We start from the raw sequence: 23,501 nt of genomic DNA on the forward strand, positions 1-23,501 counted from the left end.
CTTATTCGTAGTTAACCCAGCTCGCGCCGTTGTCCGCAGAACGCACGCAGTTTTCAATCCAGCGCACACCTTCAATTCCGGCGCTAATATCGGGATAGATCAGGTTATCAAGCGTGGTTTGGTCGCCCTGTTGGGTGGCGTGGATGGCGATAGCAAATTTCAGATAGATATTGGCCCAGGATTCCGCCAGGCCTTCAGTGTGCAGCGCGCCCAAACGTTCATCGGCCAGGGCGCTTTCATGCAGGTACGGCATGCCGTGATGCATAATCTGATTCGGCTGGCCCTGCACTTCATATTTCAGCTCGCCTGGGTTGTAGTCGCTCCACTCCAGGCTTGCGCGCGAACCAATCACACGAATACTTTGGCTGTCCATCGAACCGGCATTAATCGATGAGGCCCACATGCGCCCTACCGCGCCGTTGTCGTAATGCATCAGCACCATGGCGTTATCTTCCAACGGCGCGCGCGAGGGAATGAAGCTTTGGCGATCGCACAGCAGCGATTTCACTTTCAGTTCTGGCAACACCAGCTGGGAGATGTAGAAAGTGTGCGTAGAGATATCGCCGAGCACAAAAGACGGACCGGCAATCTTTGGATCGACGCGCCATTTTTGCGCTTCGCTAAATTTGTCGGCGCTGTCATTGGCGCTGAAGCCGTGGGTGTATTGCAGCTCCACCATGCGCACATCACCAATTTCGCCGTTGGCGATCATCGCCCGCATCTGCATCAGCAGCGGATGGCCGGAGAAACCGTAGGTCACGCCAACGATCAGCCCTTTTTCCGCCGCTAATGCTTTAATTTCCAGCGCTTCGGCGATAGTGAAGAACAGCGGCTTTTCACAAATGACGTGAATACCGGCATTCAATGCCGCTTTGGTGATCTCAAAATGGGTGCCGTTTGGCGTGGCGATAGACACCACTTCAACGCCATCCGCACGCTTCGCCTCTTCGGCCAGCAGCTGCTGATAAGTGGCGTAGCAGCGATCCGCATCGAGCCCTAAGTTGACACCGAAATCGCGACCACGCTCGGCATCGATATCAAAGGCGCTGGCCACCATCTGATATGCCGTGTTATCACGCAGCGCACCGCAACGGTGTTTATAACCCACCTGGCTGAGACGGCCGCCACCGATCATGGCCCAGCGCAGTGGGCGTGGAATACTCTTTTCACCGATGAGCATAACAACTCCTGTTTATTTTGCACTCGGGTGCAAAATGGTTTGAGGTAAGAGATCAGAGATTAATTTTTAGCGTTTTACTGTTTTGCTACCGGGTGCAAAATAAGCTGCACACGACAGGTAAAAACGAGATTTGCTTTGTAGTGGTGAGCAAAATGTCAGCTAAGACGACTTTTTAGTCAATCTGGCAAAGTGCAAATCAGCGAAATCGATCACAAAAAGTTAATGAAATGCACCCGATTGCAAAAAACGTTGCAATCGGGTGCAAAGATCAAACATAATCGCAACATCCTAAAAACAGGGTTATTTGTCGCGCTTTACGCCAATTGCGTGCGCTTAGGTGTTTATTTTCCGTTGGGTTTCACGTTCAATGCTGTGGGTCTCCGCTTTTTCCCCTATGCAGGTGCTATGAGTAAACCAACCGCAAAATCCCACAAAGCCACCGCCAGCGATGTGGCAAGACTGGCTGGCGTCTCGAAATGGACGGTATCGCGTGCCTTTACGCCCGGCGCGTCAATTTCCGAGAAAGCGCGCGAACGCGTAATCGCGATTGCCACCGAGCTGGGTTATCGCCCTAACCTGCTGGCCCGCAGCCTGTCGCAGAAGAAGACACAGATTATTGGCGTGGTGATCGACGAGCTTAAAAATCCGCACTCGATGCTGATGCTCGACACCGTCACCCGCCAGCTACAGCAGCGCGGCTACATGGCGCTGCTGCTGAATATTGGTAGCGGTGAAAACTACCGCGCGGTGCTGTCGCTGGCCGATCAGCTGCAGGTCGATGGCATGCTGTTTCTCGGCACGGTGCTGAGTGATGAGCTGGTCGCCGTGGCGCGTGAAATGCACCACATTCCGCTGGTGCAGGTGTGCCGTAACAATGACGAGCCGGATATTGAAGTGGTCAATATCGATGGCTTGCAGGCGGGCAAACAGCTGGGCGAACTGCTGCTGGCGCAAGGTTATACGCGCATCGGGTACATGATGGGCCCGGCCACCAGCAGCCATCACACGCTGCGTTTGGAAGGTCTGCAACTTGCGCTGAACCAAGCTGGCCTGGCGCTGGAAGTGCTGCTCACCGCCGGTGAATACGCCCGCGAACGCAGCTACGCGGCGTTGACTGAGTATCTCAACGCGCACGCGCCCGATCAGCGGGTTGAAGCGCTGTTTTGCGAAAACGATGTGCTGGCGCTCGGCGCGCTGGCGGCCTTACGCGAAGGTGCAGGCAACAAATTCATGGCGGTGGTGGGTTTCGATGACATCGATGAAGCCAGCTTGCCCAGCTGGCAGCTCACCACCTTCAGCCAGCGTATTGATTTGATCATCACTGAAGCCCTGAACCGGCTGATTGATGAACGTGCCACTCCGGGTGGCGTTTGGTCTCAGGGAGAATTGCGTATTCGACGCTCTCACCTGAAGCCGTGAGGTAACAAGGAGGAGAGATGAAGTTGTCGTTGCATGGCGTGTCTGTTTGGTACAGCAATGCCGTCACTCAGTTACGCATCGCCCATGAGACTGGCTTTAGCGGGCTGGAGATCCTGCCAGAACATCTGTATCGCTATCTGGATAACGTTGGCAGCTATGCTGCCTACCGCGATCTGATGGCGAAATACAGCGTCGATATTACCTGCATCAATGCGCTGAAACGTATTGGCCGCCATGAGCCGGAAGCGCGAGCTGAGCTGCTGCGCGAAGCGGAAAAAATCTGCCAGGCCGCGGTGGAACTGCGTTGTCCGGTGGTGCAAATCATGGCGCTGACCGAACTCGATCATCTTTCCGCCGCCGAGCGTGATGCCATCCTGCTGGAGAATATCTCCGCCATCGCCGATATCGGCGCACCACACGGCATTAAATTCCAGATTGAAGTCGTCGCCTTCACCGCGTTCAATTCGCTGCAACACGCACTGGAGCTGATTAAACAGAGCGGCAAAGACAATCTTGGCGTGGTGGTGGATTTCTGGCACCTGCATGCCGGCGGCGGCACCACGCCTGCTGAAGTGGCGCGCATGGATAAAGATCTGATTTACGGCGTGCATTTCTGCGATGGCCGCGCGGCCAAGCCGGGTGAAGCCTGGGATGAGTGGGTACAGCGCGACTACGCACCAGGCCAGGGCGATGTGGATATTGCCGCCTGGGTGGCGGCGGTAAAAGCTACCGGCTACGACGGCGTTTGGTCACCGGAACTATTAAGCCCGCAAAACTGGGAAGACGATTTGTGGGATATTTCCCGTCACTGCTATGAAGATATGAATAAATATATTCATTAACATAAAGGGAGCCCGATAAACGGGTTTCCCGTAAATACGGTCACCATAAATGGCGACCGTATATTTACCCTACCTCTGAAAAAAACAATTACGAACGCAGATTCGTCGCTAGCGCCTGCGCGCTATTTGCGCAAGGTCATTGCGTCTGAAATATCTGAACGTCGTGCTCTGTCAATATTCATCTGTTGAAGTTTAAGGGATAAAAAGTATGAACCGAAGAGAAGCGCTCTTTTCGCTCAGTGGAATTGTGGCATCCCTCGCTGTCGCGCCGCAGCTACGGGCGAAAGAGCTGCACAATGTCCCGCTGGAAACCCAACTCAGCACCGATCACCTGCCGCAACCGGCATGGCAAGATGGTTATCAGGTGCTCACTAACCCGCTGGATCGCCAGAATCTGGCAGCCATCTTTGACCGCCTAATCCCCGCCGATGACCTTGGCCCGTCCGCCAGTGAAGCGGGCGCGATTGAGTTCCTCGATAACCAGTTAGCTGGTGATTATGGCTCTGGCGCGGCGCTCTATTTGCAGGCGCCGCTGCATCCGGAAAATGAAGCGGCATTGATGGGCAGCCCGCAATTTCTTACCCCGCCAAAAGCGCGCTACTTAACCGGTTTAGCCGCGCTGGAAAAGTGGGCGCAGCAACAGCATCAGGCTTCATTACATACCTTATCAGCTGAACAGATCGATACATTCCTGACAGCTATGGAAGACGGCAAGATCGATTTAGGAAAAGACGTGAATAGCCAGGCGCTGTTTGAATTAATGCTGCAAAACGCGCGTGAAAGCTATTTAGCGGATCCGATTTATGGCGGAAATAAAAATATGGTGGGTTGGAAGATGATCGGTTTTCCCGGCGCACGCTATGACTATCGCCCTTATATCGAACGCCGCAACGAAAATCTGGCGCTTATTCCCGTCAGCCTCATTCCTAACGATTAAATAGCCGGAGCTGAGTCAATGTCATTAGTAAGAAATAAAGCTGACGTGGTCATCGTCGGCTTAGGTTGGGCCGGTTCGGTGATGGCGGAAGAGCTTACCCGCGCGGGACTTAACGTGGTCGCCATTGAACGCGGTGCCTGGCGCGATACCTCGACCGATTTCCCGGTCGCCATTGATGCCGATGAACTGCGTTTCCACACGCGCCGCAAAATCCTGCAGCCGATGAGCGTGGAAACCACCACCTTCCGCAACCGCAGCGATCAGCTGGCAGCGCCGGTACGTAACTGGTCAGCGTTTCAGTTTGGCTGGAACGTTGGCGGTGCAGGCACGCACTGGGCCGGCATGTCATGGCGCTTTACGCCGTGGGATTTTGAAGTGGCGAAGCAAACTCGCGAACGTTACGGCGCGAAAAAGATGCAGGGTTTGCAGCTGCAGGATTGGGGCGTGACCTACGACGAAATGGCACCGTTCTACGATCGCTTCGAGCGTATTGCGGGCACTTCCGGTATCGCGGGCAATCTTAATGGCCAGCCGCAAAAAGGCGGCAATATCTTCGAAGGCCCGCGTTCACGCGACTATCCAACCCCGCCGCTGAAAGATACGCACTGGATGAGCAAGTATCGCAAAACCACCGAAAGCATGGGGTATCACCCGTTCACGGTGCCGGCCGGTAATCTGTCGCAAGCTTATGTCAATCCGCTCGGCGTCAGCATGGGTCCGTGCACCTATTGCGGCTTCTGCGACTTCCACGGCTGCGGCAACTTCTCCAAGTCATCGCCGCAAGCGTGCATTCTGCCGGTACTGATGCGACGTCCAAATTTCACGCTGCTGACCGAAATGGAAGTGTTGCACGCCGTAAAGCATGACGACGGTAAAACGGTGAAAGGTGTGAAATTTATCACCCAGGATGGCGTGGAGGGCTTCCAGCCGGCGGATATCGTCTGCATCACCGCTTATCAGATGGATAACGTGCGCCTGATGCTGCTCTCCGGCGTGGGCGAACAATACGATCCGCTGACCGGTCGCGGCACCATTGGCCGTAACTACAACTATCAAACCTGCTCCAGCGTCACCGGCTTCTTCGATAACGAATTTATGAACCCGTTCATCGGCGGCGGCGCATTGGCGGTGCAGATTGATGACTTCAACGGCGATAACTTCGACCACAGCGATCTCGATTTCATCGGCGGCGCCGGCATCATGGGCTTCTCCACCAACGGACGTCCAATTCAGAACATGAACGGCCTGCGTCCCGGCACCAAACGCTGGGGCAGCGAGTGGAAAGCGGGCTACAAGCGCGACTACCAAACCGCCGGTACCATCTTCTGTCAGGGCACCTCGATGCCGATGCGCGAAGCCTATCTCGATCTCGATCCCAACTACAAAGATCGTCACGGCCAGCCGCTGATCCGCACCACGTTCGACTGGAACCAGAACGATGTGCGCATGGCGAAATTCGTTACCGATCGCGCCATCGACATCATGAAAGAAACCGGCGGCCAGCATATCGTGGTGGATAACCAGGCGGAGAAGAGCTGGAATCCGTACCAGCAGCACAGCTCGCACACCATTGGTGGCGCGGTGATGGGCAGCGATCCCAGCACCTCCGCACTCAATCCCTATCTGCAAAGCTGGGATGCGCACAACCTGTTCGTGGTCGGCGCATCCGCCTTCCCGAACAACGGCGGTTATAACCCGACCATCACCATTGGTGCGCTGGCGGTGCGTGCTGCGCAGGCGATCCACCAGAAGTACATCCATAATCCGGCACCGCTGGTGGGGGCGTAATCATGGCGAAAGCAAAGAAGATAACTTATACGCTCGCCGCACTGGCGGTGATTGCGGGCATCGCGGCGTCGGGTCGTTTGTGGGTGGTGTTAGACAGCGCGCGCTCCAACGTTGCCGACGACAACGTGCAGTTGGCCGATTTCCACAGCAATGACGATGCCGCTATTAAACGCGGTGAGTACGTGATGCGCCTCGCCGACTGTGCCGCCTGTCACAATGCGGACTTCTCCGGCGGCTACACAATCGATACGCCTTTTGGCGCGCTGCAGACCTCGAACATTTCACCAGACCGTGAAACCGGCATCGGCAACATGACCGAGCGCGATTTCTTTAACGCGGTGCGTCAGGGACGCGGCGAACACGGCTTCCTTTATCCGGCGATGCCGTACACCGCTTATACACAGATGAGCGATGATGATATGCACGATCTTTGGGCCTACTTTTCGGCACAAAAACCGGTGCACAACGCCATCGATGAAAATGCGGGCATGAATTTCCCCTACAACATTCGCCTGACGATGGCTGGCTGGAACCTGTTGTTCTTCGATAACAGCGCGTTCAAGCAGCAAACCGCGCAGAATGATGAGTGGAATCGCGGCAAGTATATTGTTGATGGTCCGGCGCACTGCAGCGTCTGTCACACCGCGCGCAACGCGCTGGGCGGCGAAATCAATAGCCAATATCTGCAAGGTGGCAATCTGGGAAGCTGGTACGCGCCGGATATTACGCCGAATCCTCATGCTGGCATTGGCAAATGGAGCGACGCGCAGATCGCTGACTACCTGAAAACCGGTTCGAACGTTGCAAGCGTGGCGGCGGGTCCAATGGCCGAAGCGGTCGAGCACTCGACGCAATATTTTAACGATCGTGATTTGCACGCTATCGCCACTTACCTGCGCAGCTTACCGGCTTCTTCCACGCCGCAAGCCGCCGGGTTCGTGATGGATAAAACGCGTTACGATCGGGCTGCACTGCGCTATGAAGTAGATTGCTCGGCGTGTCACGGTTTGTCGGGTGAAGGCATCACCGGCATGGTGCCCGCCTTTGCGGGCAATGGTGCGATGCAGAACGATCCCACCAACATGATCCACGCCTTGCTAGACGGTGCACGCGCGCCGCACACCGCAGGCCGCCCAACGTCCGCGGGCATGCCAGCATTCTCCTGGAAGCTTAACGATCAGCAGATGGCCGATGTGCTGAACTACGTGAGGAATTCGTGGGGTAATCAGGCTGCCGAGGTGAAAGCCAGCCAGGTCGCCGATCTGCGCAATGCCACCGGCGCAGGCGCTAAGCTGAAAGTACCGGTGATGAAATAGCGTTTGTTGTGCAATAAAACGCCCGGTGTGTTGATCACATCGGGCGTTTTTGTTTTTTAAATACTTTAAAACTTCCGTTCGGTTAAGTATTGAGCATTAGCCCACAGGCTAATATTAGCTGTTGAGCTAATACAAAATCATCGTTAGAATTATCGCACGGAGGCCAGCCAGTGTTCGAGGTTATCTACCATGACGCCGCTGAGGATGAACTTAGATCATTACCACCTATCATTCGCGTGAAATTTGTAAAACTGGTCAATCGTTTACAAACCGATCCTTGTAGTCTCCGTGAGCCTCATACCAAACCGCTGGGAAATGGGCTGTATGAGATTAGAACCTCTGGTACCGATATCTCACGCGGACTTTGGGTGTACCAGCGAGGACAGAAAATTTACATGCTGCGTATTTTTATTAAGAAGAGTCAAAAAATACCATCATCAGAAATAGAGAAAGCCCTGCGAAGGCTGGAGGAAATGCAGAATGAAATATAAAACTCACAATCAAATTCATGAAGAGATGCTGCAAGACCCCGAATACCGTGCAGCATGGGAAGCTGAGGAGCGTAAATCGCGAATGCAATCGCTACTCAAAGAGTGGCGCCAGAATGCGGGTTTAACCAGCGCTCAGGTTGCAGAGCGAATGGGAGTAAAACCGCCCACCGTTTCGCGTATGGAAAAAAATATTACCTCTGCCAGCCTGGATACTATCGCGCGATACGCCAAAGCCTGCGGCGTTGGTTCAGCAACGCTGTTATTTTGAGAATTAAAACGCCGGAGGCCATTTTCAATCTCCGGCATTCTTTCTTCTAACAAACTCAGCGCAGCAGCTGGGCAATCCCCCACAGCGCTAACGCATGATCGTGTTCAGACGGTAAACCGCTGATGGTAACTGCGCCGATGATTGCGCCCTGAGAAGTGAGCAGCGGGAAAGAACCACCGTGATCGGTGTAATCTTCCTGGCGAATATTACGTTGCTGCGCCATACGCTCGCCCTTCTGCTCGTTCAAAAGCCCCACATACATCGAAGAGTGGCTGGTCAGCAACACGGTATTACGCTTACGGCGCATCCATTCCAGGTTTTCCGGGGCGGATCCTGGCAACGCCGCCAAAAACAGCACCTGCCCAAATGCAAAGACTTCGATAGCCACAGGCGCATTGTCCTCACGCGCGCGCTGCTGGATGCTTTGGCCGATTTGCCACGCTAAATCGAAATCAAACTGCGGTAAACGATGCTCAGCTTCCTGCTGCAACAGGGTTTCAAGGGATGGCAGCGATGACATGATAGAATTCTCTCAATTTGAAATAAATTTTCCATATTTTATATCATGGAATATAATTTTCACACGTGATGAGCTTCTCACTTCACATTTCGCTAACCGGAATCGCGCCATAATGCACCGCGAGCCACACTGTTGGGCCGCTGCTGTCCGTCCAGTTGACGCGATGGCGGCAGCCAGCGGGAATCTCGACAAAATCGCCGACCTGCAAGTGACGCTCCTGCGCTTCCCCTTCCAGCTGCAATCCTGCCGATCCTTGTAAAACGATTACCCATTCCCCTTGCGTCTGGCAGTACCAGAAATCGGGCGGACTGGCTTGTCCATATGAAACGATGCGTTCGATATGCAGATTGGGCTGCGTCAGCAGCGCTTCAAACGTCTCTTCACTGCCATTTTGTGCTGAAGTGGGGAAATCGCGAAACAGGTTAATTATCATCGCGCGGGCTCGACATTTAATGAAATCAGCTCGCACTGTAACGCAGGCTTCACCCAGAAGGCTCACAGAATTTTGCGCCGCCGATTGACTCGCTGCACGCAAATCACCATCATCCTGGCCACCAATGGCTACACGGAGCGTAAAGGTGTCGGAACTCAGTAATGCATTGCTAGAAGAGATTGTCAGCGAAGTTCGCCCGCTCACCCAGCAGGGAAAAGTGGCGGATTACATTCCGGCGCTGGCCGACGTGGATGCCGATCAGCTCGGCATCGCCATTTGCACGCCCGACGGACGCTGTTTTCAGGCGGGCGATGCCACGACGCGCTTCTCCATCCAGTCGATCTCCAAAGTGTTGTCGCTCAGCGTGGCGCTCACCTTGTATGAAGATGGCGAAATCTGGCAGCGCGTCGGCAAAGAGCCGTCCGGCCAGGCGTTTAACTCGCTGGTGCAGCTGGAGCTGGAACAGGGCAAACCACGTAATCCGTTTATCAATGCCGGTGCGCTGGTGATGTGCGATCTGCTGGAAAGCCGCCTGACCGCGCCGCGCCAGCGCATGCTGGAAATTGTGCGCCGTCTGGCGCAGCAAAATGACATCCATTACGACCGCGTCGTCGCGCGCTCCGAATACGAACATTCGGCGCGCAACGCTGCGATCGCCTGGCTGATGAAATCCTTCGGCAACTTCCATAACGATGTCAGCAAAGTGATGGAAACTTATTTTCATTACTGCTCGCTGGCGATGAGTTGCGAAGAACTGGCGCGCACCTTCCTTTATCTCGCCAATCATGGCAGCACGCAGGATGATGAATCGGCGGTGATCTCACCGCGCCAGGCACGTCAGGTAAATGCGTTGATGATGACCAGCGGCATGTACGATGGTGCCGGAGAATTCGCCTGGCGCGTGGGCATGCCGGCGAAGTCGGGCGTCGGCGGCGGCATTGTTGCGGTGATCCCCGGCGACATGAGTATCGCCGTCTGGTCGCCCGCGCTGGATCATTCGGGCAACTCTTTAGCAGGCACCGCGCTGCTGGAAAAACTCACCGAGCGATTGGGAAGATCAATATTCTAAAGCGCCCGGGAACTACGGATTTCCACCACCGCACAAGCCGTAGCGGCGCGATTTATCGCGCAATAGATTGCCGCTGTATCCAGGTGCGCATGAATGCGCACCCTACGAAAAACCCGCAAAATACCTGTAGGGTCGCCATTCATGGCGACCGCCCCACATTAACCTGCATCACGCAATAAACGTCATTCACTGCCACATGCTTACCCTTATGTTTCCTCTCTGTTTTTATCAGGTTGCATTTACGTTAACAGCCGCATCTCTTTAAGTGACTATTTTCAAAAGGTGCGAATTTTTTCTTAAATAGCCTCTATTTTTTTAACCCATCAACGTCAATCGCGTTACACTTCCGCCTCATTTACGGAATCATCCACTAGCAACCATGACGTTTACACACCACTTCCGCCAGCGTTTGACTGCCTGCGTCGCCATTGTGGCGGTGCTGCTGCTGTTCGTCGCGCCGATTGTGTCGAAAACGTTGATGGAGCGTCAAAGCCAGCTGCTGGCGATGCCGCAGCACAGCATGATGGATATCTCAATGAGCCATCATGAAATGATGATGGCGGATATGCCGATGCCCGGCATGAGCCACCACATGATGGACGACGGCGAGTTTGCCTGTGGCTATTGTGATCTGCTGGTGCATGTCCCGCTCCTGATGTGGGTGTTTATTCCGTTTATCTGGCTGATCATGGTGATCTCGCGCGCCCCGCCGCTGCCCCACGTGGTTGCGCCGATTGTGCGTCGCGTTAGCAGCATTCATCGTCCGCGCGCCCCGCCTGCACCGCTTTCCTGCTGACCTCATTTATTGCAGCGCACGCTCAGCTTGAGCGATGTGCTAAGACAATTTCTTTTTGGAAGGAAGACGGCTTTGTCTGCTGCTCACTCTGCAGCACCGCGCGGCGCGGTGCTTAATTTGCTACGTCGCTTACATTTTTATATTGGTCTGTTTGTCGCCCCGTTCATCTTTGTTGCGGCGCTCAGCGGCACGCTTTATGTGTTGACGCCCCAGCTGGAAAACCTGATTTATGCCGATGCGCTAACCGCCGAACCTCAAGGCAACGCGCAGCCGCTGTCCGCACAAATCAGCGCGGCACGCGCCTATGCGGGCGAAAATCAGCACATCTACGCGGTGCGTCCTGCGCCGGGCGCAACGGATACCACGCGCGTGCAGTTCAGCGACGCCACACTCGGTGCGTCACTGTCGCGCGCGGTGTTTATCGATCCCTACAGCCTGAAAGTGAAAGGCGATATGCCGGTTTACGGCACCAGCGGCGTGTTGCCGCTGCGCACCACCATCGACTTACTGCACAGCAGTTTGCTGCTCGGCGATTTCGGTCGTAATTACAGTGAACTGGCGGCGTCATGGCTGTGGGTGGCAGCACTGGGCGGCGTGGTGCTGTGGCTGGGAACGCGTCCGAAACGTAAGCTGAAACAGCCGCGCAGCGGTTTTGCCTTCAGCCGCCACTGGCACATTACGCTCGGTCTGACGCTGGCAATCGGTTTGGTGTTCTTCTCGGTGACCGGCCTGACGTGGTCGCAGTGGGCGGGCGGCAATATCGATCGCATGCGTACCGAACTGAACTGGCTGACGCCACAGGTGAATACCTCGCTCAACAGCGATGCGCCTGCTGCACCGGCCGATCCGCACGCCGATCACATGCCGGATAGGGATATGTCGGGCATGAGTATGCCGATGTCTTCGATGACCAAACCAACGGCAGCGCCCGCCAAACCGGCGCGCAATAACGCCGCCGATGCCGACTGGGATCGCGTGCTGAATGCGGCGCGTCAGGATGGACTGAGCGCGGCGAAGCTCGAACTGCGTCAGCCGAAAAGCGCAGATAAAGCGTGGGCGGTGACGGAGATCGATCGCAGCTGGCCTACGCGAGTCGATGCGGTGTCAGTAAATCCGCAGGATTTTAGCGTGGTGGATCACGTCTACTTTGCCAGTTTCCCGCTGGTGGCGAAGCTGACGCGCTGGGGCGTGGATGCGCATATGGGCGTGTTGTTTGGTTTGCCTAATCAGCTGCTGCTGGCGTTCTTTGGCCTCGGTTTATGCAGCATGATCGTGTTCGGCTATCGTATGTGGTGGATTCGTCGGCCAAAAGATGTCGACGCGAATCCGGCACAAACCCTGACCGAAACCTGGATGGCGTTACCGCATTACGCCAAAGTCGCCTGGTTATTGGTGGCGCTGGCGCTGGGTTATGCGCTGCCGGTGATGGGCGCGAGTTTGCTGGCGTTCCTGCTGCTGGACATCCTGCGCTGGCGCAAACAGCAACGCGCACCGCTCGATGAAGCCGCGCTGTTGGCTTCACAGCAATCTCCGCTGGGCATTATTCGCGCGCGATTTGCCGTGAAGCGTAAAGAGATGCGCTACTTTCTGCGCGGTTTGTTTATCCTGGCGCTGATTGTCGGCACGGTGATGAGCAATGCGATTATCGGCGGCGTTATCGATCAATATGGCATTCCGTTCAGCCATTGGTCGCTGACCATGTACATCACGCAGGGCTTTATGATTGCGTTGTATACCACGGTATTTACCGCGTTGACGTCGATTCCGCTGTGGTACTTCTTCCTCGGCGAAAAGGATGATCGGGGATAAGAGCGCGTAGGGTCGCCATTCATGGCGACCTTATTACCAACCGCACCGTCCTTAAAAATCGGCCTTCAACACCACGTGATAATTGGCTTTCCCGGCGCGCAGATGTTCCAGCGCGTCATTTACCTGCGACATCGGGAACTCTTCCACCTGCGGCGCGATATCGCTGCGCGATGCCAGTTTCAGCAAGGCGCGCTGCTGTGCCGGTGAACCAGTAGACGATCCGGTTAACGAGCGATCGCCGACAATCAAACTGAACGCCGGCACTTCAAACGGTTTCATCACCGCGCCAACGGTGTGGAACGTGCCTTTGCGCGCCAGCGCCTGATAATACGGCTTCCAGTCCAAATCCACCGCCACGGTGCTGAAAATCAAATCAAACTGCCCCACCAGCGCACTAAGCGCCTGCGGATCGCGGCTGTTGACTACGCGATCGGCACCCATCGCTTTAATCGAATCGGTTTTCGCCGCAGAAGAACTGAATGCGGTTACGTGCGCGCCCATGGCCCGCAACAGTTTGATCGCCATATGCCCCAATCCGCCAATGCCGTGACGCCCACGCGGCTAGTGGCCGAGATATTATGCATCAGCAGCGGCTTGAACACGGTGATACTGCCGCATAGCAGCGGTCCGGAGGTGGCGATATCCATCGCGTCCGGCAACGGAATCACCCATTGCCAGTTGGCGCGCAAGTGGCTGGCAAACCCGCCGTTATTATTGATGGTGGAGGTTTTTCCGTTTTCGCAGTTGACCTTAACGCCTTCGATACATGCATCGCAGTGATGGCAGCTTTTCGCCGTCCAGCCAATGCCCACGCGCTGCCCGACTTTCAGCCCTTTATTCTGCGACGTATCACCCAGCGCGACGACGCGACCAATCACTTCATGGCCGGCAATTAAGGGATAGCGCGAGCCGCCCCATTCGTTATCAATCATCGACAAATCGGAATGGCAGACGCCGCAATAATCCACCTCAACCTGTACATCTTCCGCGGCCAGTGGACCGGCATCGTATTCGTAAGGCACCAGCGCCTCACCCGCTTGCAGAGCGGCATAGCTGGAAATCTTCATCGCTGTCCTCGGTGAGTTTGATTTGACGACAGCAGTTTACCAAAGCATTACGTCATATAATGCTGATTGATCAGGGGATTAAGTGAGTGAATGCTGTTTTTATTGAATGCGAAAACCATCAATTTTGTTCTACAGGCAATAATTAAATCCCAACGTAATTATGCCGAGATTGAATTACTATCTTGCAAAAATATTTACATTTAAGTTTTCTACTGTTGTGCCGCTATCTTAGTAAGGATAACAATTTTTGAGAGAGATGAAATGGCACCGTCCTATACTATAAAAGTACCAACAATTCATGGCGATATGCTGATCAACAGATTTGATATAAATCAAACTAATGCCATTGTAAAAACAGGTGCGGCGTTAGACTATCAGCAAATTGATGTGGCACAAAAGATATGTTACTTAGCGGGTGAAGGAAGCGTAATGCTTGATATTGGTGCAAATTTTGGTGCCTATGCATTAAGTTGTGCCAAAACCTTAAAAGAAAAAGGAGGAGCAGTTCACGCCTTTGAGGGGCAGCGAATTCTGGCATATATGATTTGTGGTTCGACCGTATTAAATAGCATTGAAAACCTATTTGTACATCATAACTGCGTTGGGGATTCTCATGAAGACATTCCGATACCAAAATTTGATTATAGTCAGCTTATGAATTTTGGAAGCATCGAATTTGGAGACTCTCAAAATGAAGAACTTCACCAAAAGAGATCTACATCTCATGAAGTTGTTCAACAAGTAAAAATTGATGATTTTAGTTTTGAGAAAGTTTGCTTCATAAAAATAGATGTTGAGGGTATGGAATCCCAGGTTTTAACTGGGGCAAAAAAAACCATTGGACATAGCCTACCAGTATTGCAAATAGAAGTTTTGAAATCTGACCTGAGCGTGATTATTAGCCAAATAAAAGAAATATCACCAAATTACATAATATGTCAGTATGGGCCATATGACATATTGTGCTTTACAGAAGATAAAATGTCAGCACTTGGCATAAATAAAAATAATATTGATATTTTAGGGTAAATTCATTCATTTTAAATTCTGATGCAATTTTTCATCACCGTGATACTGATACACCGGAAAATTTCATTACCCATTAAGCAATGATAAACCGAATAGAACTCTTGCGGTTAATCGCGAAACAAATTGCAGAATGTCCCGCGAGTGGTGTGTTGTTGGATAAACGGTGCATGGTCTTATGCACCGTTTTAATCATGGCGAAAAATCAGAAATCAGCTTTCAACACCACGCGGTAATTGGCTTTACCCGCGCGTACGTGCTCCAGCGCTTCATTGATTTTAGACATCGGGAACTCTTCCACCTGCGGTGCGATATCCGCACGCGATGCCAGTTTCATCAGTGAACGTAGCTGGCCTGGCGAACCGGTAGAGGAACCGGTCACCGCGCGATCGCCCATAATCAGGCTGAACGCCGGCACTTCAAACGGCTTCATTACTGCGCCGACGGTGTGGAATTTACCGTGCGGAGCCAGCGCCTGGAAGTACGGTGCCCAGTCGAGATCCACCGCCACTGTGCTGATGATCAAATCAAACTGACCGGCCAGCGCATTCAGCGCCTGCGGGTCGCGGCTGTTAACTACGCGGTCCGCGCCCATCGCTTTGATTGACTCGGTTTTGCTGGCGTTGGAGCTGAATGCCGTCACTTCGGCACCCATCGCACGCAGCAATTTAATCGCCATGTGGCCCAGGCCGCCGATGCCGATCACGCCGACACGGCTGGTGGCGGTGACATGATGCATTAACAGCGGTTTAAACACGGTGATGCCGCCACACAGCAGCGGACCCGCCGAGGTGTAATCCATCGCTTCCGGCAGCGGGATCACCCATTGCCAGTCGGCGCGCAGATGGCTGGCAAAACCGCCTTTGTTCATGATGGTTGGCACCGAACCGTTTTCACAGTTAACGTGCTCGCCATTGATACAGGCATTACAGTGCTGGCAGCTTTTCGCCGTCCAGCCGATGCCCACGCGCTGGCCCACTTTCAAGCCTTTATTCTGCGCCGCGTCGCCTAACGCGCTGATGCGACCAATTACTTCGTGGCCGGCAATCACCGGGAACGAGGAGATGCCCCACTCGTTATCAATCATCGACAAATCTGAGTGACAAACACCGCAGTAATCGACCTCAACCTGCACCTCTTCAGCAGCCAGTTCACCGGCTTCATACTCATGAGGCACCAGCGCTTCACCCGCGTTCAAGGCGGCATAACTTTTGATTTTCATTACTGTCCTCTGTATCCACGTTTTTGACAGGGCAAGTCTAGCAGAGCGTGTTTCCCGCTCTTGACCATTAATCCGTCACTTAGCCGCTTTAACGCGATTAAAACGCTGAAAAGCATCAAGGGTTAAAGCGGATCGTGATTAAGCGGCGTGCGGTACGCGACGCGCGCCTCTTCAATCAGTTGGCTGGCGGTCACCGTGGGCGGCAAGCGCGTCAGCACTTTGCTCGCTTGCCAGTAACACAACACCATAAGTTCATCGGATTCGCTTTCCGCCATCTCCAGCAGCCGCTCGCGCAAAGTGGGAACGTCCAGCGTTTGGTGTTCATCCATTAACTCGGCAATGGTTTCATTGAGAACCTGATGAATGATTTTCCAGGAGAGATTGGCAAACACATTGAACCTCGATGCTCTTGACGTTTGGCTCCAGGCAAATGAATCAAAAATGCTACAAGTCAGAAGATTGAAACAGGATTAACTATAGCCGCTTATTTTCTGTGCAAGGCGGTTGCAGGCTGAGTTTCTTGTAGCTCGCGGATCTATAAAACGATTTTTCTTTCGCTACATTTGCAGCAATCGAATGGCCTTGTAACAAAAAAGCACAAGCCCGCGCTGGCTGTCCGTCCAGGGCTTTGCCAAAGTAAGGCAACTTTTATCGCTGCAACAGGGAATTACCATGAGCCAATCCACCGCATTACACGCCGATCCGCTGGTTTGGGGCCACGGCCCAAAAGTGTTCGAAGTGTTTCTGGAACCTACCTGCCCGTTCTCCGTGCGCGCATTCAACAAGCTAGACGCGCTGCTGCAACTGGTGGGCGAAGAGAAGATGACGTTAAAAATCCGTTTGCAATCACAGCCGTGGCATATGTATTCCGGCGTGATTGTGCGCTACATCCTTGCCGCCTCAACCTTGCCGGAAGGCAAAGCAGCGGCCAAAAAGGTGCTGCAAGCGGTGGCCGATCATCGTGAAGAGTTCGAGTTTACCGATCACAGCCACGGCCCGAATATGGATGCCACGCCGCATCAGATTCTCGATCGTCTGGAGCAATACAGCGGCGTTAACGCGCGCGAACCCTTCCTGCGTGCCGAGCTGCAGAATGAGATTAAATGGCACAGCAAATACTCGCGGCAAAACGGTATCCACGTTTCACCAACCTTCATCACCAACGGTTTGGTACAGCTGGATATCGGCAGCGGCGACGAGATCGAATCCTGGGCGAAACGCATCCTCGCTTAACGCTTCGGCCCGTTGCGGCGGGCCTTTAGTATGATTTCGCAATAGATTTTCGCTTGCGCTGCTTATTTCAATTTCGATAATCGCTATCTACCTAATTATATAGCGAGAAAGTGAATGCGATTTACTCACCTCACCGCGCTGCTGCTGACTGCCAGCGCGGGCGTTAGCTGGCATGCACAAGCGGATTCCGATATCCGCGTAACTTATGCCGGTTCCATGGGCAAAGTGATGGACCAATCATTAGGTCCAGCCTTTGCTAAACAAAATAACGGCAGGTATGAAGGCCAGGGTCAGGGCGCTTATGGCATGGCGCGTTTGCTGGCGAGCAAGAAAATCACCGCCGATGTGTTTGTTTCAATCACGCCGGGGCCGATGCAGATCCTGAAAGACGCCGGATTGATTGATGATGCGATTCCGGTGGCGAGTACCAGCATGGTGGTGGCGTACAGCCCGAAAGGAAAATACGCGCAGCAGTTCGCGCAGGCCAAAGGCAGCGATGCCAGCTGGTTAAATGTGCTGGCAACGCCGGGCATTAAGTTTGGTCGCACCGATCCGATCAACGATCCGAAAGGTCAAAACATCATCTTTACCCTGTTGCTGGCAGAGAAGTATTATCAGCAGCCGGGCATCGCCTACAAAATTATGGGCGGCTATCAAAATTCGGCGCAAACCCATCTGGAGGGCGGCCTGCTGACGCGGCTGGAGAGCGGCCAGGTTGATGCTGCAGCAGGTTACGAGAGCGAAGTGATCTCCGCGCATCTGCCGTATGTGGCACTGCCCGAAGAGATTAATCTGAGCAATCCGGCGATGGCAAAACAGTGGTACGACACGGTGAGTTTCAGCGTGAAAGACAGCACGGGCAACGACAAAGTGCTGCACACCCAGCCGCTGGTTTACTATGCCGCGGTGTTGAAAAACGCCCCGCACGGCGCCGCAACTGGCAAAGCCTTTGTTGATTTTATGCTGAGTCAGCCGGGTCAGGCGCTGTTTAAACAGAATGGCTATGCCGCGCCGAAAGGCAGTTCGATCTACCGCTAATGAAAACCCGTCACGCCACCGCGCTGTGGCTGTCACTACCGGCATTATTGTTGCTGGCGGTGCCTTTTCTCACGCTGATTGGCGTCACCAACTGGCAGCATCTGCAGCTGGCGTGGGGCGATGGCAATGCTATCGCCACGTCGCTAGGTTTGGGGGTGATCGCGCTGTTGCTGATTTTTGTCAGTGGATTGCCGCTGGCGTGGTGGCTGTCGCAGGCACGCGGTCAGGCACGGTTGATTGTCGAACTGCTGGTGATGATCCCGTTGCTGACGCCGCCGCTGGCAATGGGGATTTTGTTGGTGAGCGCTTACGGGCCGTATAGTTTGCCGGGCGAGTTGTTGGGGAAGTTTGGCTGGACGCTGGTCAACAATCCGGCCGCGTTTATTCTCGCGCAATGGTACGGTGCGTTGCCCTACTTCGTCACCACCGCGCGTTCCGCGTTTGCCGCTGTGCCGAAGGATATTCTGGAAGCGGGCCGCACGTTGGGTGCATCGCCGTGGCAACGTTTCTGGCGTTTGTCGATTCCGCTTGCCGCGCCGGGACTGGCAACGGCCAGCGCACTGGCGTGGGCGCGTGCCATGGGCGAGTTTGGCATCGTGATGATCTTCGCTTATTTCCCACAGGGCATGCCGGTTCAGCTGTATAACAATCTGCAAAATAACGGCATTGATGCAGTGTATGTGCTGCTTTGGTTGCTGCTGCTGTTTACCTTGCCGATGCCGCTGATCTGTTTTGCACTGTCGCGCCGCATGTAACCAGATCGCGCGAGGTTTTCGTAGGGTGCGCATTTATGCGCACCTGGTCGCCATGAATGGCGACCCTACATGACTTTCAGCGCATCCATCGCGCAGGCTTCATCCAGATGGCCGCCTGGTGCGCCGCCGATGCCGATTGCGCCAATCACCTGATCGCCGCTTTTCACCGGTACACCGCCCGCCAGCAGCAGGAAGCCTGGGATATCACGCATGTTCTGCGCACCAGCATTATTCTGCGCGGCTTCCATCACTTTACCGCTCGGGTTTTTGGTGCTCAGCGCGGTGTAGGCTTTCATCTGGCTGGCTTCAACGGTGTGCGGACCGGCGTTATCCATGCGCTGCACCGCTTTCACTACACCAGCACGATCCACCACGGTTACCGTGACGTTGTAGTTTTTCGCCGCACACGACTGAATCGCGGCGCTCGCCAGCTTCTGTGCGTCAGCCAGTGACAGGTTGGATTCGGTTAATGCAGCGTGGCTGCCGAAGGATACAAAGGCCGCCGCAGCGGCAATCAGAGAAAGGCGGATGTTCATGTGTCACTCCTGTTTAATAGTGAGTGACACTGTAAAGCGCGGCGGGCAAAAGAAATATTCGGACGATTACTCGTTCGGCCTGGTAGTTATACCTGGTTCAACTGCTGCCAGGCGTGAATCAACTGTGCGAGATTATTGAGCTCCAGCTTGGCAAACACCGCTGCGCGATGCGCTTCCACGGTGCGCGGCGAAAGTGATAAATCACGCGCGATCTCTTTACTGGTTTGCCCGGCAATTATCAACTGCATCACTTCATTTTCACGCGCCGATAACAGCGCAAACCGCGCCTGCAAACCCTGCTGCGACTGCCAGCGATCGGCTCGCTGTTCACTTTCATTGAATGCCAGATGAATGGTTTCTAATAGCGGTTCTATGTCCAGCGGCTTGGTATAGAACTCGAACGCGCCCTGACGAAATGCGCGACGACAGGCATCAATGGTGCCGTGACCGGTCATGATGATCACCGGCAGCAACGGATGGCGATCGCCCTGCTCCGCCAGCCAGCTCAGACCGCTAATGCCCGGCATGCGCACATCCAACAGCAAGCAGCCGCGCAGCGGCTGCTGCGCCTGCGTTGCCGCTTCAAATGCGGCCAAATCGGCAAAATCTGCCACGTCGTAATCCAGCGTCTTAAGCAGAAAACCGAGCGATTCACGCACGGATAAATCATCATCCACTAACCAAACCTTTGCGACCATTCCGTTACTCCGCCAGTTGGAAAATTAAGGTAATCTCCGCGCCACCTGCAGCGCGATTTGCCAGCCGCAGCTGGCCGTTCATGCGTAACATCAGGCTCTCGACCAGCGTCATGCCTAATCCCATGCTGTTGGCGCGCGAGCTGTAAAACGGCATGCAAGCCTGCGCTAATCCTTCCGCCGAGAAGCCGGGGCCGTTATCGCTAATGATGATTTTGATGCCGTGAGGAATATGCTCAGATGCAATGTTCACCCACGCATCGGGACGTCCTTGCTGCATGTGGATGGCGTTTTGCAACAGGTTGTGGAACACCTGTTCCAGCCATTGGGGATCGCTCAATACCTTTGCCTGACCGTGCTGCCACTGCTGACGCAACATGACATCGCCATCATCCAGTTCCTGTTGCAGCAGCACCGTCACGCGCCGCCAGACGGCTTCAGGATTCACGGCGGTCATCGCCACCGGACGTTCGCTCACGATGTCGCGAAAGCGTTGCAGCAACGCCGCGAGGCGCTCGGTTTGCAGGTTCATCGCAGTGAGCGCCTGCGGCAGATTCTCGTACTTGCCCTGTTTCAGCAGCAGCTGACTGCTGTGCAGCCAGGTGTTGATGGCCGTCAGCGGCTGATTGATTTCATGAATGATGCCAGCGGTAAACTCGCCCAGCGCTTCACGTCGGGTACGCTGGAAATAGTCGGCGCGCAGACGCATCTCCACATGCTGACGCCAGTGACGCAGCAGCCACCAGCCCAATCCACCAATAACCAGCCACAGCAGCAGCGCCAGGGAAAATGGCAGTGCATGCAGCGCACGCCAGTCAGGATTGGCGCTACCTTTCAGCAGGAATGGCTGATAGTGATTGATGAACGGCCGCTGCCATTGCCAGCGCGCGGTGTCCGAATAGTTCGCTGTCTGCATGGCGGGCGGTGCGTGGATATGAAAAGCCAGCGCCAGCGCTACATCCGAGGTTTGCAGGGCAAAATGCAAATCAATCAGCATGCGAATCTGGCGGTAAGGATTGTAGAGCCAATAGCGCCCGCCGCTGATCTCCTCAATACGTGGCGCGGTTAACGGACGATTTACGGTGTGTTCCAGCAGGACAAGCTGCGGGAATTTGCTCTGCAAAGCAGCGAGTTCTTCATCGCCATTCAGCAGCGGCAGCAGCGTTTCGTTTTGCGTTTGGTAGGCGGCGAGGCGATTAAATTGTTGATTAAATTGCGCCTCGCTGACGCGCTGCTGCTGCAAAATTTGATCGGCAAATAACGCTATCAAGGTGATCAGCGTTAACAGTAGCCAGACCAGCCAATACCTTTTCATCCATGGTCGGTAAGTGTGCGGCATAGAGTTCCGTGGTTATGCAGTAAAGAAATACTCCATCGAAGGAGGCCTAACTAAAGTCAAACGTTGTAACCCGCGCCGTATTGGGATTCAACGACTTTTCCCGGTCGGCTCGTGTTTTCAGAAGTGTGCCTGGCGCGCGGTCGCTGCGATTCGGACCAACAGATGCAACAGTAATGGCGTTAATTACGAGGAAATTAAGGGAACACATAAGGTGCACCAGCTCGTCATGGAGCTGGTGCAAACAGAAAGGATGCTGTTATTAACTATTCCGATTTAAGTGACTGCTCACAAACGCGCGACAGCGCGCGGAGATGGGATCGCTGAACACTTGCTGCGGCGAACCGGCTTCTTCAATCTTGCCCTGATGCAAAAACACCGCTTTGTTCGAGACATCGCGTGCGAAGCCCATTTCGTGCGTGACGATGATCATGGTGCGCCCCTCTTCCGCCAGGCTGCGAATCACGCGCAACACTTCGCCCACCAGCTCGGGGTCAAGCGCGGAAGTCGGCTCATCAAACAGAATCGCTTTCGGCTGCTGCGCCAGCGCACGGGCAATCGCCACGCGCTGTTGCTGACCACCCGAAAGTTGCGATGGCCACGCGTTACGCTTTTCGTACAAACCCACTTTTTGCAGCAGCGCTTCGGCCTCTTCAATCGCCTCTTTAATGCTGCGCTTCTGCACATGAATCGGCGCTTCGATGATGTTTTGCAGAACGGTTTTGTGCGGCCACAGGTTGAAACTCTGGAAGACAAATCCGAGCTGCATACGCATCAGCTTGATACGGCGCTGCTGCTCTCGGCTTAGCTTCTCATCGGGATTATCGATAGTGACCACTTCGTCACCCACCGCAATTTCCCCGCCCTGTGGCACTTCTAAAAACGGAATGCAGCGCAATAAGGTACTTTTGCCGGAGCCGCTGGCACCAATCAGCGAAATCACGTCGCCATCCTGCGCCGTCAGGCTGATATCGTGCAGCACTTCGTGCCCGCTATAACTTTTTCTGAGATGACTCAGGGCGATAGTGGGTTTACTCATGGACGTGCTCCAACGTGATAAGGGGACAAACGGCGCTCCAGCAGCGCCACCGCTTTACTCACCATCACGGTCAGTAGCAGATAGATTATCGCCGCGCTGATAAACACCTCCAGCGCGCGAAAGGTCTCAGAGACGATTGAATCCGCGATGCCGGTCATCTCCATCAAACTGATGGTGCTGACCAGCGAGGTCGATTTGATCATCGAGATAATTTCATTGCTGTAAGCCGGTAATGCCTGACGCACCGCCAGCGGCAGCGTAATGCGGCGCAGCGTGGTGAAGCGCGACATGCCGCTCACTTTGGCGGCTTCCAGCGACTGCACGCTCACTGCGTTTAGCCCGCCGCGCAGAATCTCCGAGGTGTAAGCCGCATCGTTAAGAATTAATGCAATCAAACCGCACCAGTAAGGATCGCGCAGCAGCGGCCACAGCACGCTTTCGCGCACCGCCGGCAAGCTACCAAGGCCGTAATAGATCATGAAGATCTGAATCAGCAGCGGCGTGCCGCGAAACACCCAGACATAAAAGCGCGTAACGTAGCTACCAAAGCGGTTCTGCCGCAGTAGATTGAGCAGCAGCGCCAATACGCCGCCGCCTAACAGCGATAACAGCGCCAGATTCAGCGTCAGCGGCAGGCCGCGCAGCAGTGCAGCTAAGGTGTGCTGCAGGAAAGTGACATCCATCGT

General features: G+C 54.4%; 24 protein-coding genes and 1 pseudogene. 14 read left to right on the forward strand and 11 right to left on the reverse strand.

The annotated features are described in order from the left end of the window. Position 1: 1 nt before the first annotated feature. Positions 2–1,180 carry a Gfo/Idh/MocA family protein gene (locus tag K5Y30_RS16415; RefSeq protein WP_222212226.1) on the reverse strand — a complete coding sequence of 393 codons (1,179 nt, stop codon included), beginning with the start codon at positions 1,178–1,180 and terminating at the stop codon, positions 2–4. 405 nt (positions 1,181–1,585) lie between these two features. Here K5Y30_RS16415 and K5Y30_RS16420 point away from each other — a divergent pair, with 405 nt between their 5' ends. The 7 genes from K5Y30_RS16420 (at position 1,586) to K5Y30_RS16450 (ending at position 8,241) form a co-directional block, all read left to right on the forward strand. Then, complete coding sequence (locus tag K5Y30_RS16420; protein ID WP_110867234.1) at positions 1,586–2,599, forward strand: LacI family DNA-binding transcriptional regulator; 1,014 nt, start codon at positions 1,586–1,588, stop codon at positions 2,597–2,599. A gap of 17 nt (positions 2,600–2,616) precedes the next feature. After that, entirely contained in the window at positions 2,617–3,441 is an 825-nt protein-coding gene (locus K5Y30_RS16425; RefSeq protein WP_222212228.1) for a sugar phosphate isomerase/epimerase, read from the forward strand. A gap of 208 nt (positions 3,442–3,649) precedes the next feature. Beyond that, on the forward strand, positions 3,650–4,378 hold the full coding sequence (locus K5Y30_RS16430; RefSeq protein WP_137387185.1) for a gluconate 2-dehydrogenase subunit 3 family protein: 729 nt from the start codon (positions 3,650–3,652) through the stop codon (positions 4,376–4,378). Positions 4,379–4,396: 18 nt separating this feature from the next. Then, on the forward strand, positions 4,397–6,166 hold the full coding sequence (locus tag K5Y30_RS16435) for a GMC family oxidoreductase (protein WP_222212230.1): 1,770 nt from the start codon (positions 4,397–4,399) through the stop codon (positions 6,164–6,166). A gap of 2 nt (positions 6,167–6,168) precedes the next feature. Beyond that, positions 6,169–7,482 (forward strand): cytochrome c, encoded by a 1,314-nt coding sequence (locus K5Y30_RS16440; RefSeq protein WP_222212232.1) that lies wholly within the window; start codon positions 6,169–6,171, stop codon positions 7,480–7,482. 170 nt (positions 7,483–7,652) lie between these two features. Next, positions 7,653–7,973 carry a type II toxin-antitoxin system RelE/ParE family toxin gene (locus tag K5Y30_RS16445; protein WP_192235460.1) on the forward strand — a complete coding sequence of 107 codons (321 nt, stop codon included), beginning with the start codon at positions 7,653–7,655 and terminating at the stop codon, positions 7,971–7,973. Next, positions 7,963–8,241 carry a helix-turn-helix transcriptional regulator gene (locus K5Y30_RS16450; protein WP_176972028.1) on the forward strand — a complete coding sequence of 93 codons (279 nt, stop codon included), beginning with the start codon at positions 7,963–7,965 and terminating at the stop codon, positions 8,239–8,241. Before K5Y30_RS16445 ends, K5Y30_RS16450 begins: the two co-directional genes overlap by 11 nt. A 55-nt stretch (positions 8,242–8,296) precedes the next feature. Here the strand turns inward: K5Y30_RS16450 and K5Y30_RS16455 are convergent, their stop codons facing one another. Together K5Y30_RS16455 and K5Y30_RS16460 are read right to left on the reverse strand one after the other, a co-directional pair. Then, positions 8,297–8,761 (reverse strand): heme-degrading domain-containing protein, encoded by a 465-nt coding sequence (locus tag K5Y30_RS16455; RefSeq protein ID WP_222183912.1) that lies wholly within the window; start codon positions 8,759–8,761, stop codon positions 8,297–8,299. A gap of 82 nt (positions 8,762–8,843) precedes the next feature. Beyond that, positions 8,844–9,194: a cupin domain-containing protein gene (locus tag K5Y30_RS16460; RefSeq protein ID WP_222212234.1), complete on the reverse strand. Its 351-nt coding sequence runs from the start codon at positions 9,192–9,194 to the stop codon at positions 8,844–8,846. Positions 9,195–9,339: 145 nt separating this feature from the next. Here K5Y30_RS16460 and glsB point away from each other — a divergent pair, with 145 nt between their 5' ends. The 3 genes from glsB (at position 9,340) to K5Y30_RS16475 (ending at position 12,868) form a co-directional block, all read left to right on the forward strand. Further along, entirely contained in the window at positions 9,340–10,263 is a 924-nt protein-coding gene (gene glsB, locus K5Y30_RS16465) for a glutaminase B (RefSeq protein ID WP_222183916.1), read from the forward strand. A 379-nt stretch (positions 10,264–10,642) separates the two neighbouring features. Beyond that, entirely contained in the window at positions 10,643–11,059 is a 417-nt protein-coding gene (locus tag K5Y30_RS16470; RefSeq protein WP_222183918.1) for a DUF2946 domain-containing protein, read from the forward strand. A 72-nt stretch (positions 11,060–11,131) separates the two neighbouring features. Further along, complete coding sequence (locus K5Y30_RS16475; RefSeq protein WP_222212236.1) at positions 11,132–12,868, forward strand: DUF2534 family protein; 1,737 nt, start codon at positions 11,132–11,134, stop codon at positions 12,866–12,868. A gap of 51 nt (positions 12,869–12,919) precedes the next feature. Here the strand turns inward: K5Y30_RS16475 and K5Y30_RS16480 are convergent. After that, a pseudogene (locus K5Y30_RS16480) lies at positions 12,920–13,935 on the reverse strand (NAD(P)-dependent alcohol dehydrogenase). Positions 13,936–14,196: 261 nt separating this feature from the next. On the opposite strand from K5Y30_RS16480, the gene K5Y30_RS16485 reads away from it, so the two are divergent. Next, a complete protein-coding gene (locus K5Y30_RS16485) occupies positions 14,197–14,964 on the forward strand; it encodes an FkbM family methyltransferase (RefSeq protein WP_222183922.1) in 768 nt (255 codons plus the stop codon). 202 nt (positions 14,965–15,166) lie between these two features. Here the strand turns inward: K5Y30_RS16485 and K5Y30_RS16490 are convergent, their stop codons facing one another. Further along, positions 15,167–16,183, reverse strand: a complete 1,017-nt coding sequence (locus tag K5Y30_RS16490; protein WP_222183925.1) for an NAD(P)-dependent alcohol dehydrogenase — start codon at positions 16,181–16,183, stop codon at positions 15,167–15,169. Positions 16,184–16,305: 122 nt separating this feature from the next. Then, entirely contained in the window at positions 16,306–16,575 is a 270-nt protein-coding gene (locus K5Y30_RS16495) for a hypothetical protein (RefSeq protein WP_101761136.1), read from the reverse strand. A gap of 280 nt (positions 16,576–16,855) precedes the next feature. Between K5Y30_RS16495 and K5Y30_RS16500 the strand changes: the two genes are divergently transcribed. From K5Y30_RS16500 to K5Y30_RS16510, 3 genes are all read left to right on the forward strand, one after another. Next, positions 16,856–17,416 (forward strand): thioredoxin, encoded by a 561-nt coding sequence (locus tag K5Y30_RS16500; protein ID WP_176970600.1) that lies wholly within the window; start codon positions 16,856–16,858, stop codon positions 17,414–17,416. Between the two features lie 114 nt (positions 17,417–17,530). Continuing rightward, positions 17,531–18,454 carry an extracellular solute-binding protein gene (locus tag K5Y30_RS16505; RefSeq protein ID WP_222183931.1) on the forward strand — a complete coding sequence of 308 codons (924 nt, stop codon included), beginning with the start codon at positions 17,531–17,533 and terminating at the stop codon, positions 18,452–18,454. After that, on the forward strand, positions 18,454–19,209 hold the full coding sequence (locus tag K5Y30_RS16510) for a molybdenum ABC transporter permease (protein WP_222212238.1): 756 nt from the start codon (positions 18,454–18,456) through the stop codon (positions 19,207–19,209). The genes K5Y30_RS16505 and K5Y30_RS16510 overlap by 1 nt, the downstream gene beginning before the upstream one ends. A gap of 65 nt (positions 19,210–19,274) precedes the next feature. On the opposite strand, the gene K5Y30_RS16515 is transcribed toward K5Y30_RS16510, so the two are convergent. From K5Y30_RS16515 to K5Y30_RS16535, 5 genes are all read right to left on the reverse strand, one after another. Continuing rightward, entirely contained in the window at positions 19,275–19,745 is a 471-nt protein-coding gene (locus tag K5Y30_RS16515) for a heme-binding protein (RefSeq protein WP_222183935.1), read from the reverse strand. Positions 19,746–19,831: 86 nt separating this feature from the next. Continuing rightward, complete coding sequence (locus tag K5Y30_RS16520) at positions 19,832–20,443, reverse strand: response regulator transcription factor (RefSeq protein WP_222183937.1); 612 nt, start codon at positions 20,441–20,443, stop codon at positions 19,832–19,834. Between the two features lie 4 nt (positions 20,444–20,447). Continuing rightward, positions 20,448–21,755, reverse strand: a complete 1,308-nt coding sequence (locus K5Y30_RS16525; RefSeq protein ID WP_255606689.1) for a sensor histidine kinase — start codon at positions 21,753–21,755, stop codon at positions 20,448–20,450. A gap of 283 nt (positions 21,756–22,038) precedes the next feature. After that, positions 22,039–22,815 (reverse strand): ABC transporter ATP-binding protein, encoded by a 777-nt coding sequence (locus tag K5Y30_RS16530; RefSeq protein WP_222183941.1) that lies wholly within the window; start codon positions 22,813–22,815, stop codon positions 22,039–22,041. After that, positions 22,812–23,498, reverse strand: a complete 687-nt coding sequence (locus K5Y30_RS16535; RefSeq protein ID WP_222183943.1) for an ABC transporter permease — start codon at positions 23,496–23,498, stop codon at positions 22,812–22,814. Before K5Y30_RS16535 ends, K5Y30_RS16530 begins: the two co-directional genes overlap by 4 nt. Between the last annotated feature and the right edge of the window lie 3 nt (positions 23,499–23,501).

Source organism: Pantoea sp. DY-5 (genome assembly GCF_019795955.1).
GTDB classification, from domain to species: domain Bacteria; phylum Pseudomonadota; class Gammaproteobacteria; order Enterobacterales; family Enterobacteriaceae; genus Pantoea; species Pantoea leporis.

Bases quoted from the DNA above. Each gene is read 5' to 3' on its own strand.
- K5Y30_RS16415 (WP_222212226.1), bottom strand. From the start codon at position 1,180: ATGCTCATCGGTGAAAAGAGTATTCCACGCCCACTGCGCTGGGCCATG.
- K5Y30_RS16420 (WP_110867234.1), top strand. From the start codon at position 1,586: ATGAGTAAACCAACCGCAAAATCCCACAAAGCCACCGCCAGCGATGTG.
- K5Y30_RS16425 (WP_222212228.1), top strand. From the start codon at position 2,617: ATGAAGTTGTCGTTGCATGGCGTGTCTGTTTGGTACAGCAATGCCGTC.
- K5Y30_RS16430 (WP_137387185.1), top strand. From the start codon at position 3,650: ATGAACCGAAGAGAAGCGCTCTTTTCGCTCAGTGGAATTGTGGCATCC.
- K5Y30_RS16435 (WP_222212230.1), top strand. From the start codon at position 4,397: ATGTCATTAGTAAGAAATAAAGCTGACGTGGTCATCGTCGGCTTAGGT.
- K5Y30_RS16440 (WP_222212232.1), top strand. From the start codon at position 6,169: ATGGCGAAAGCAAAGAAGATAACTTATACGCTCGCCGCACTGGCGGTG.
- K5Y30_RS16450 (WP_176972028.1), top strand. From the start codon at position 7,963: ATGAAATATAAAACTCACAATCAAATTCATGAAGAGATGCTGCAAGAC.
- K5Y30_RS16455 (WP_222183912.1), bottom strand. From the start codon at position 8,761: ATGTCATCGCTGCCATCCCTTGAAACCCTGTTGCAGCAGGAAGCTGAG.
- K5Y30_RS16460 (WP_222212234.1), bottom strand. From the start codon at position 9,194: ATGATAATTAACCTGTTTCGCGATTTCCCCACTTCAGCACAAAATGGC.
- K5Y30_RS16470 (WP_222183918.1), top strand. From the start codon at position 10,643: ATGACGTTTACACACCACTTCCGCCAGCGTTTGACTGCCTGCGTCGCC.
- K5Y30_RS16485 (WP_222183922.1), top strand. From the start codon at position 14,197: ATGGCACCGTCCTATACTATAAAAGTACCAACAATTCATGGCGATATG.
- K5Y30_RS16490 (WP_222183925.1), bottom strand. From the start codon at position 16,183: ATGAAAATCAAAAGTTATGCCGCCTTGAACGCGGGTGAAGCGCTGGTG.
- K5Y30_RS16500 (WP_176970600.1), top strand. From the start codon at position 16,856: ATGAGCCAATCCACCGCATTACACGCCGATCCGCTGGTTTGGGGCCAC.
- K5Y30_RS16505 (WP_222183931.1), top strand. From the start codon at position 17,531: ATGCGATTTACTCACCTCACCGCGCTGCTGCTGACTGCCAGCGCGGGC.
- K5Y30_RS16510 (WP_222212238.1), top strand. From the start codon at position 18,454: ATGAAAACCCGTCACGCCACCGCGCTGTGGCTGTCACTACCGGCATTA.
- K5Y30_RS16515 (WP_222183935.1), bottom strand. From the start codon at position 19,745: ATGAACATCCGCCTTTCTCTGATTGCCGCTGCGGCGGCCTTTGTATCC.
- K5Y30_RS16520 (WP_222183937.1), bottom strand. From the start codon at position 20,443: ATGGTCGCAAAGGTTTGGTTAGTGGATGATGATTTATCCGTGCGTGAA.
- K5Y30_RS16525 (WP_255606689.1), bottom strand. From the start codon at position 21,755: ATGAAAAGGTATTGGCTGGTCTGGCTACTGTTAACGCTGATCACCTTG.
- K5Y30_RS16530 (WP_222183941.1), bottom strand. From the start codon at position 22,815: ATGAGTAAACCCACTATCGCCCTGAGTCATCTCAGAAAAAGTTATAGC.
- K5Y30_RS16535 (WP_222183943.1), bottom strand. From the start codon at position 23,498: ATGGATGTCACTTTCCTGCAGCACACCTTAGCTGCACTGCTGCGCGGC.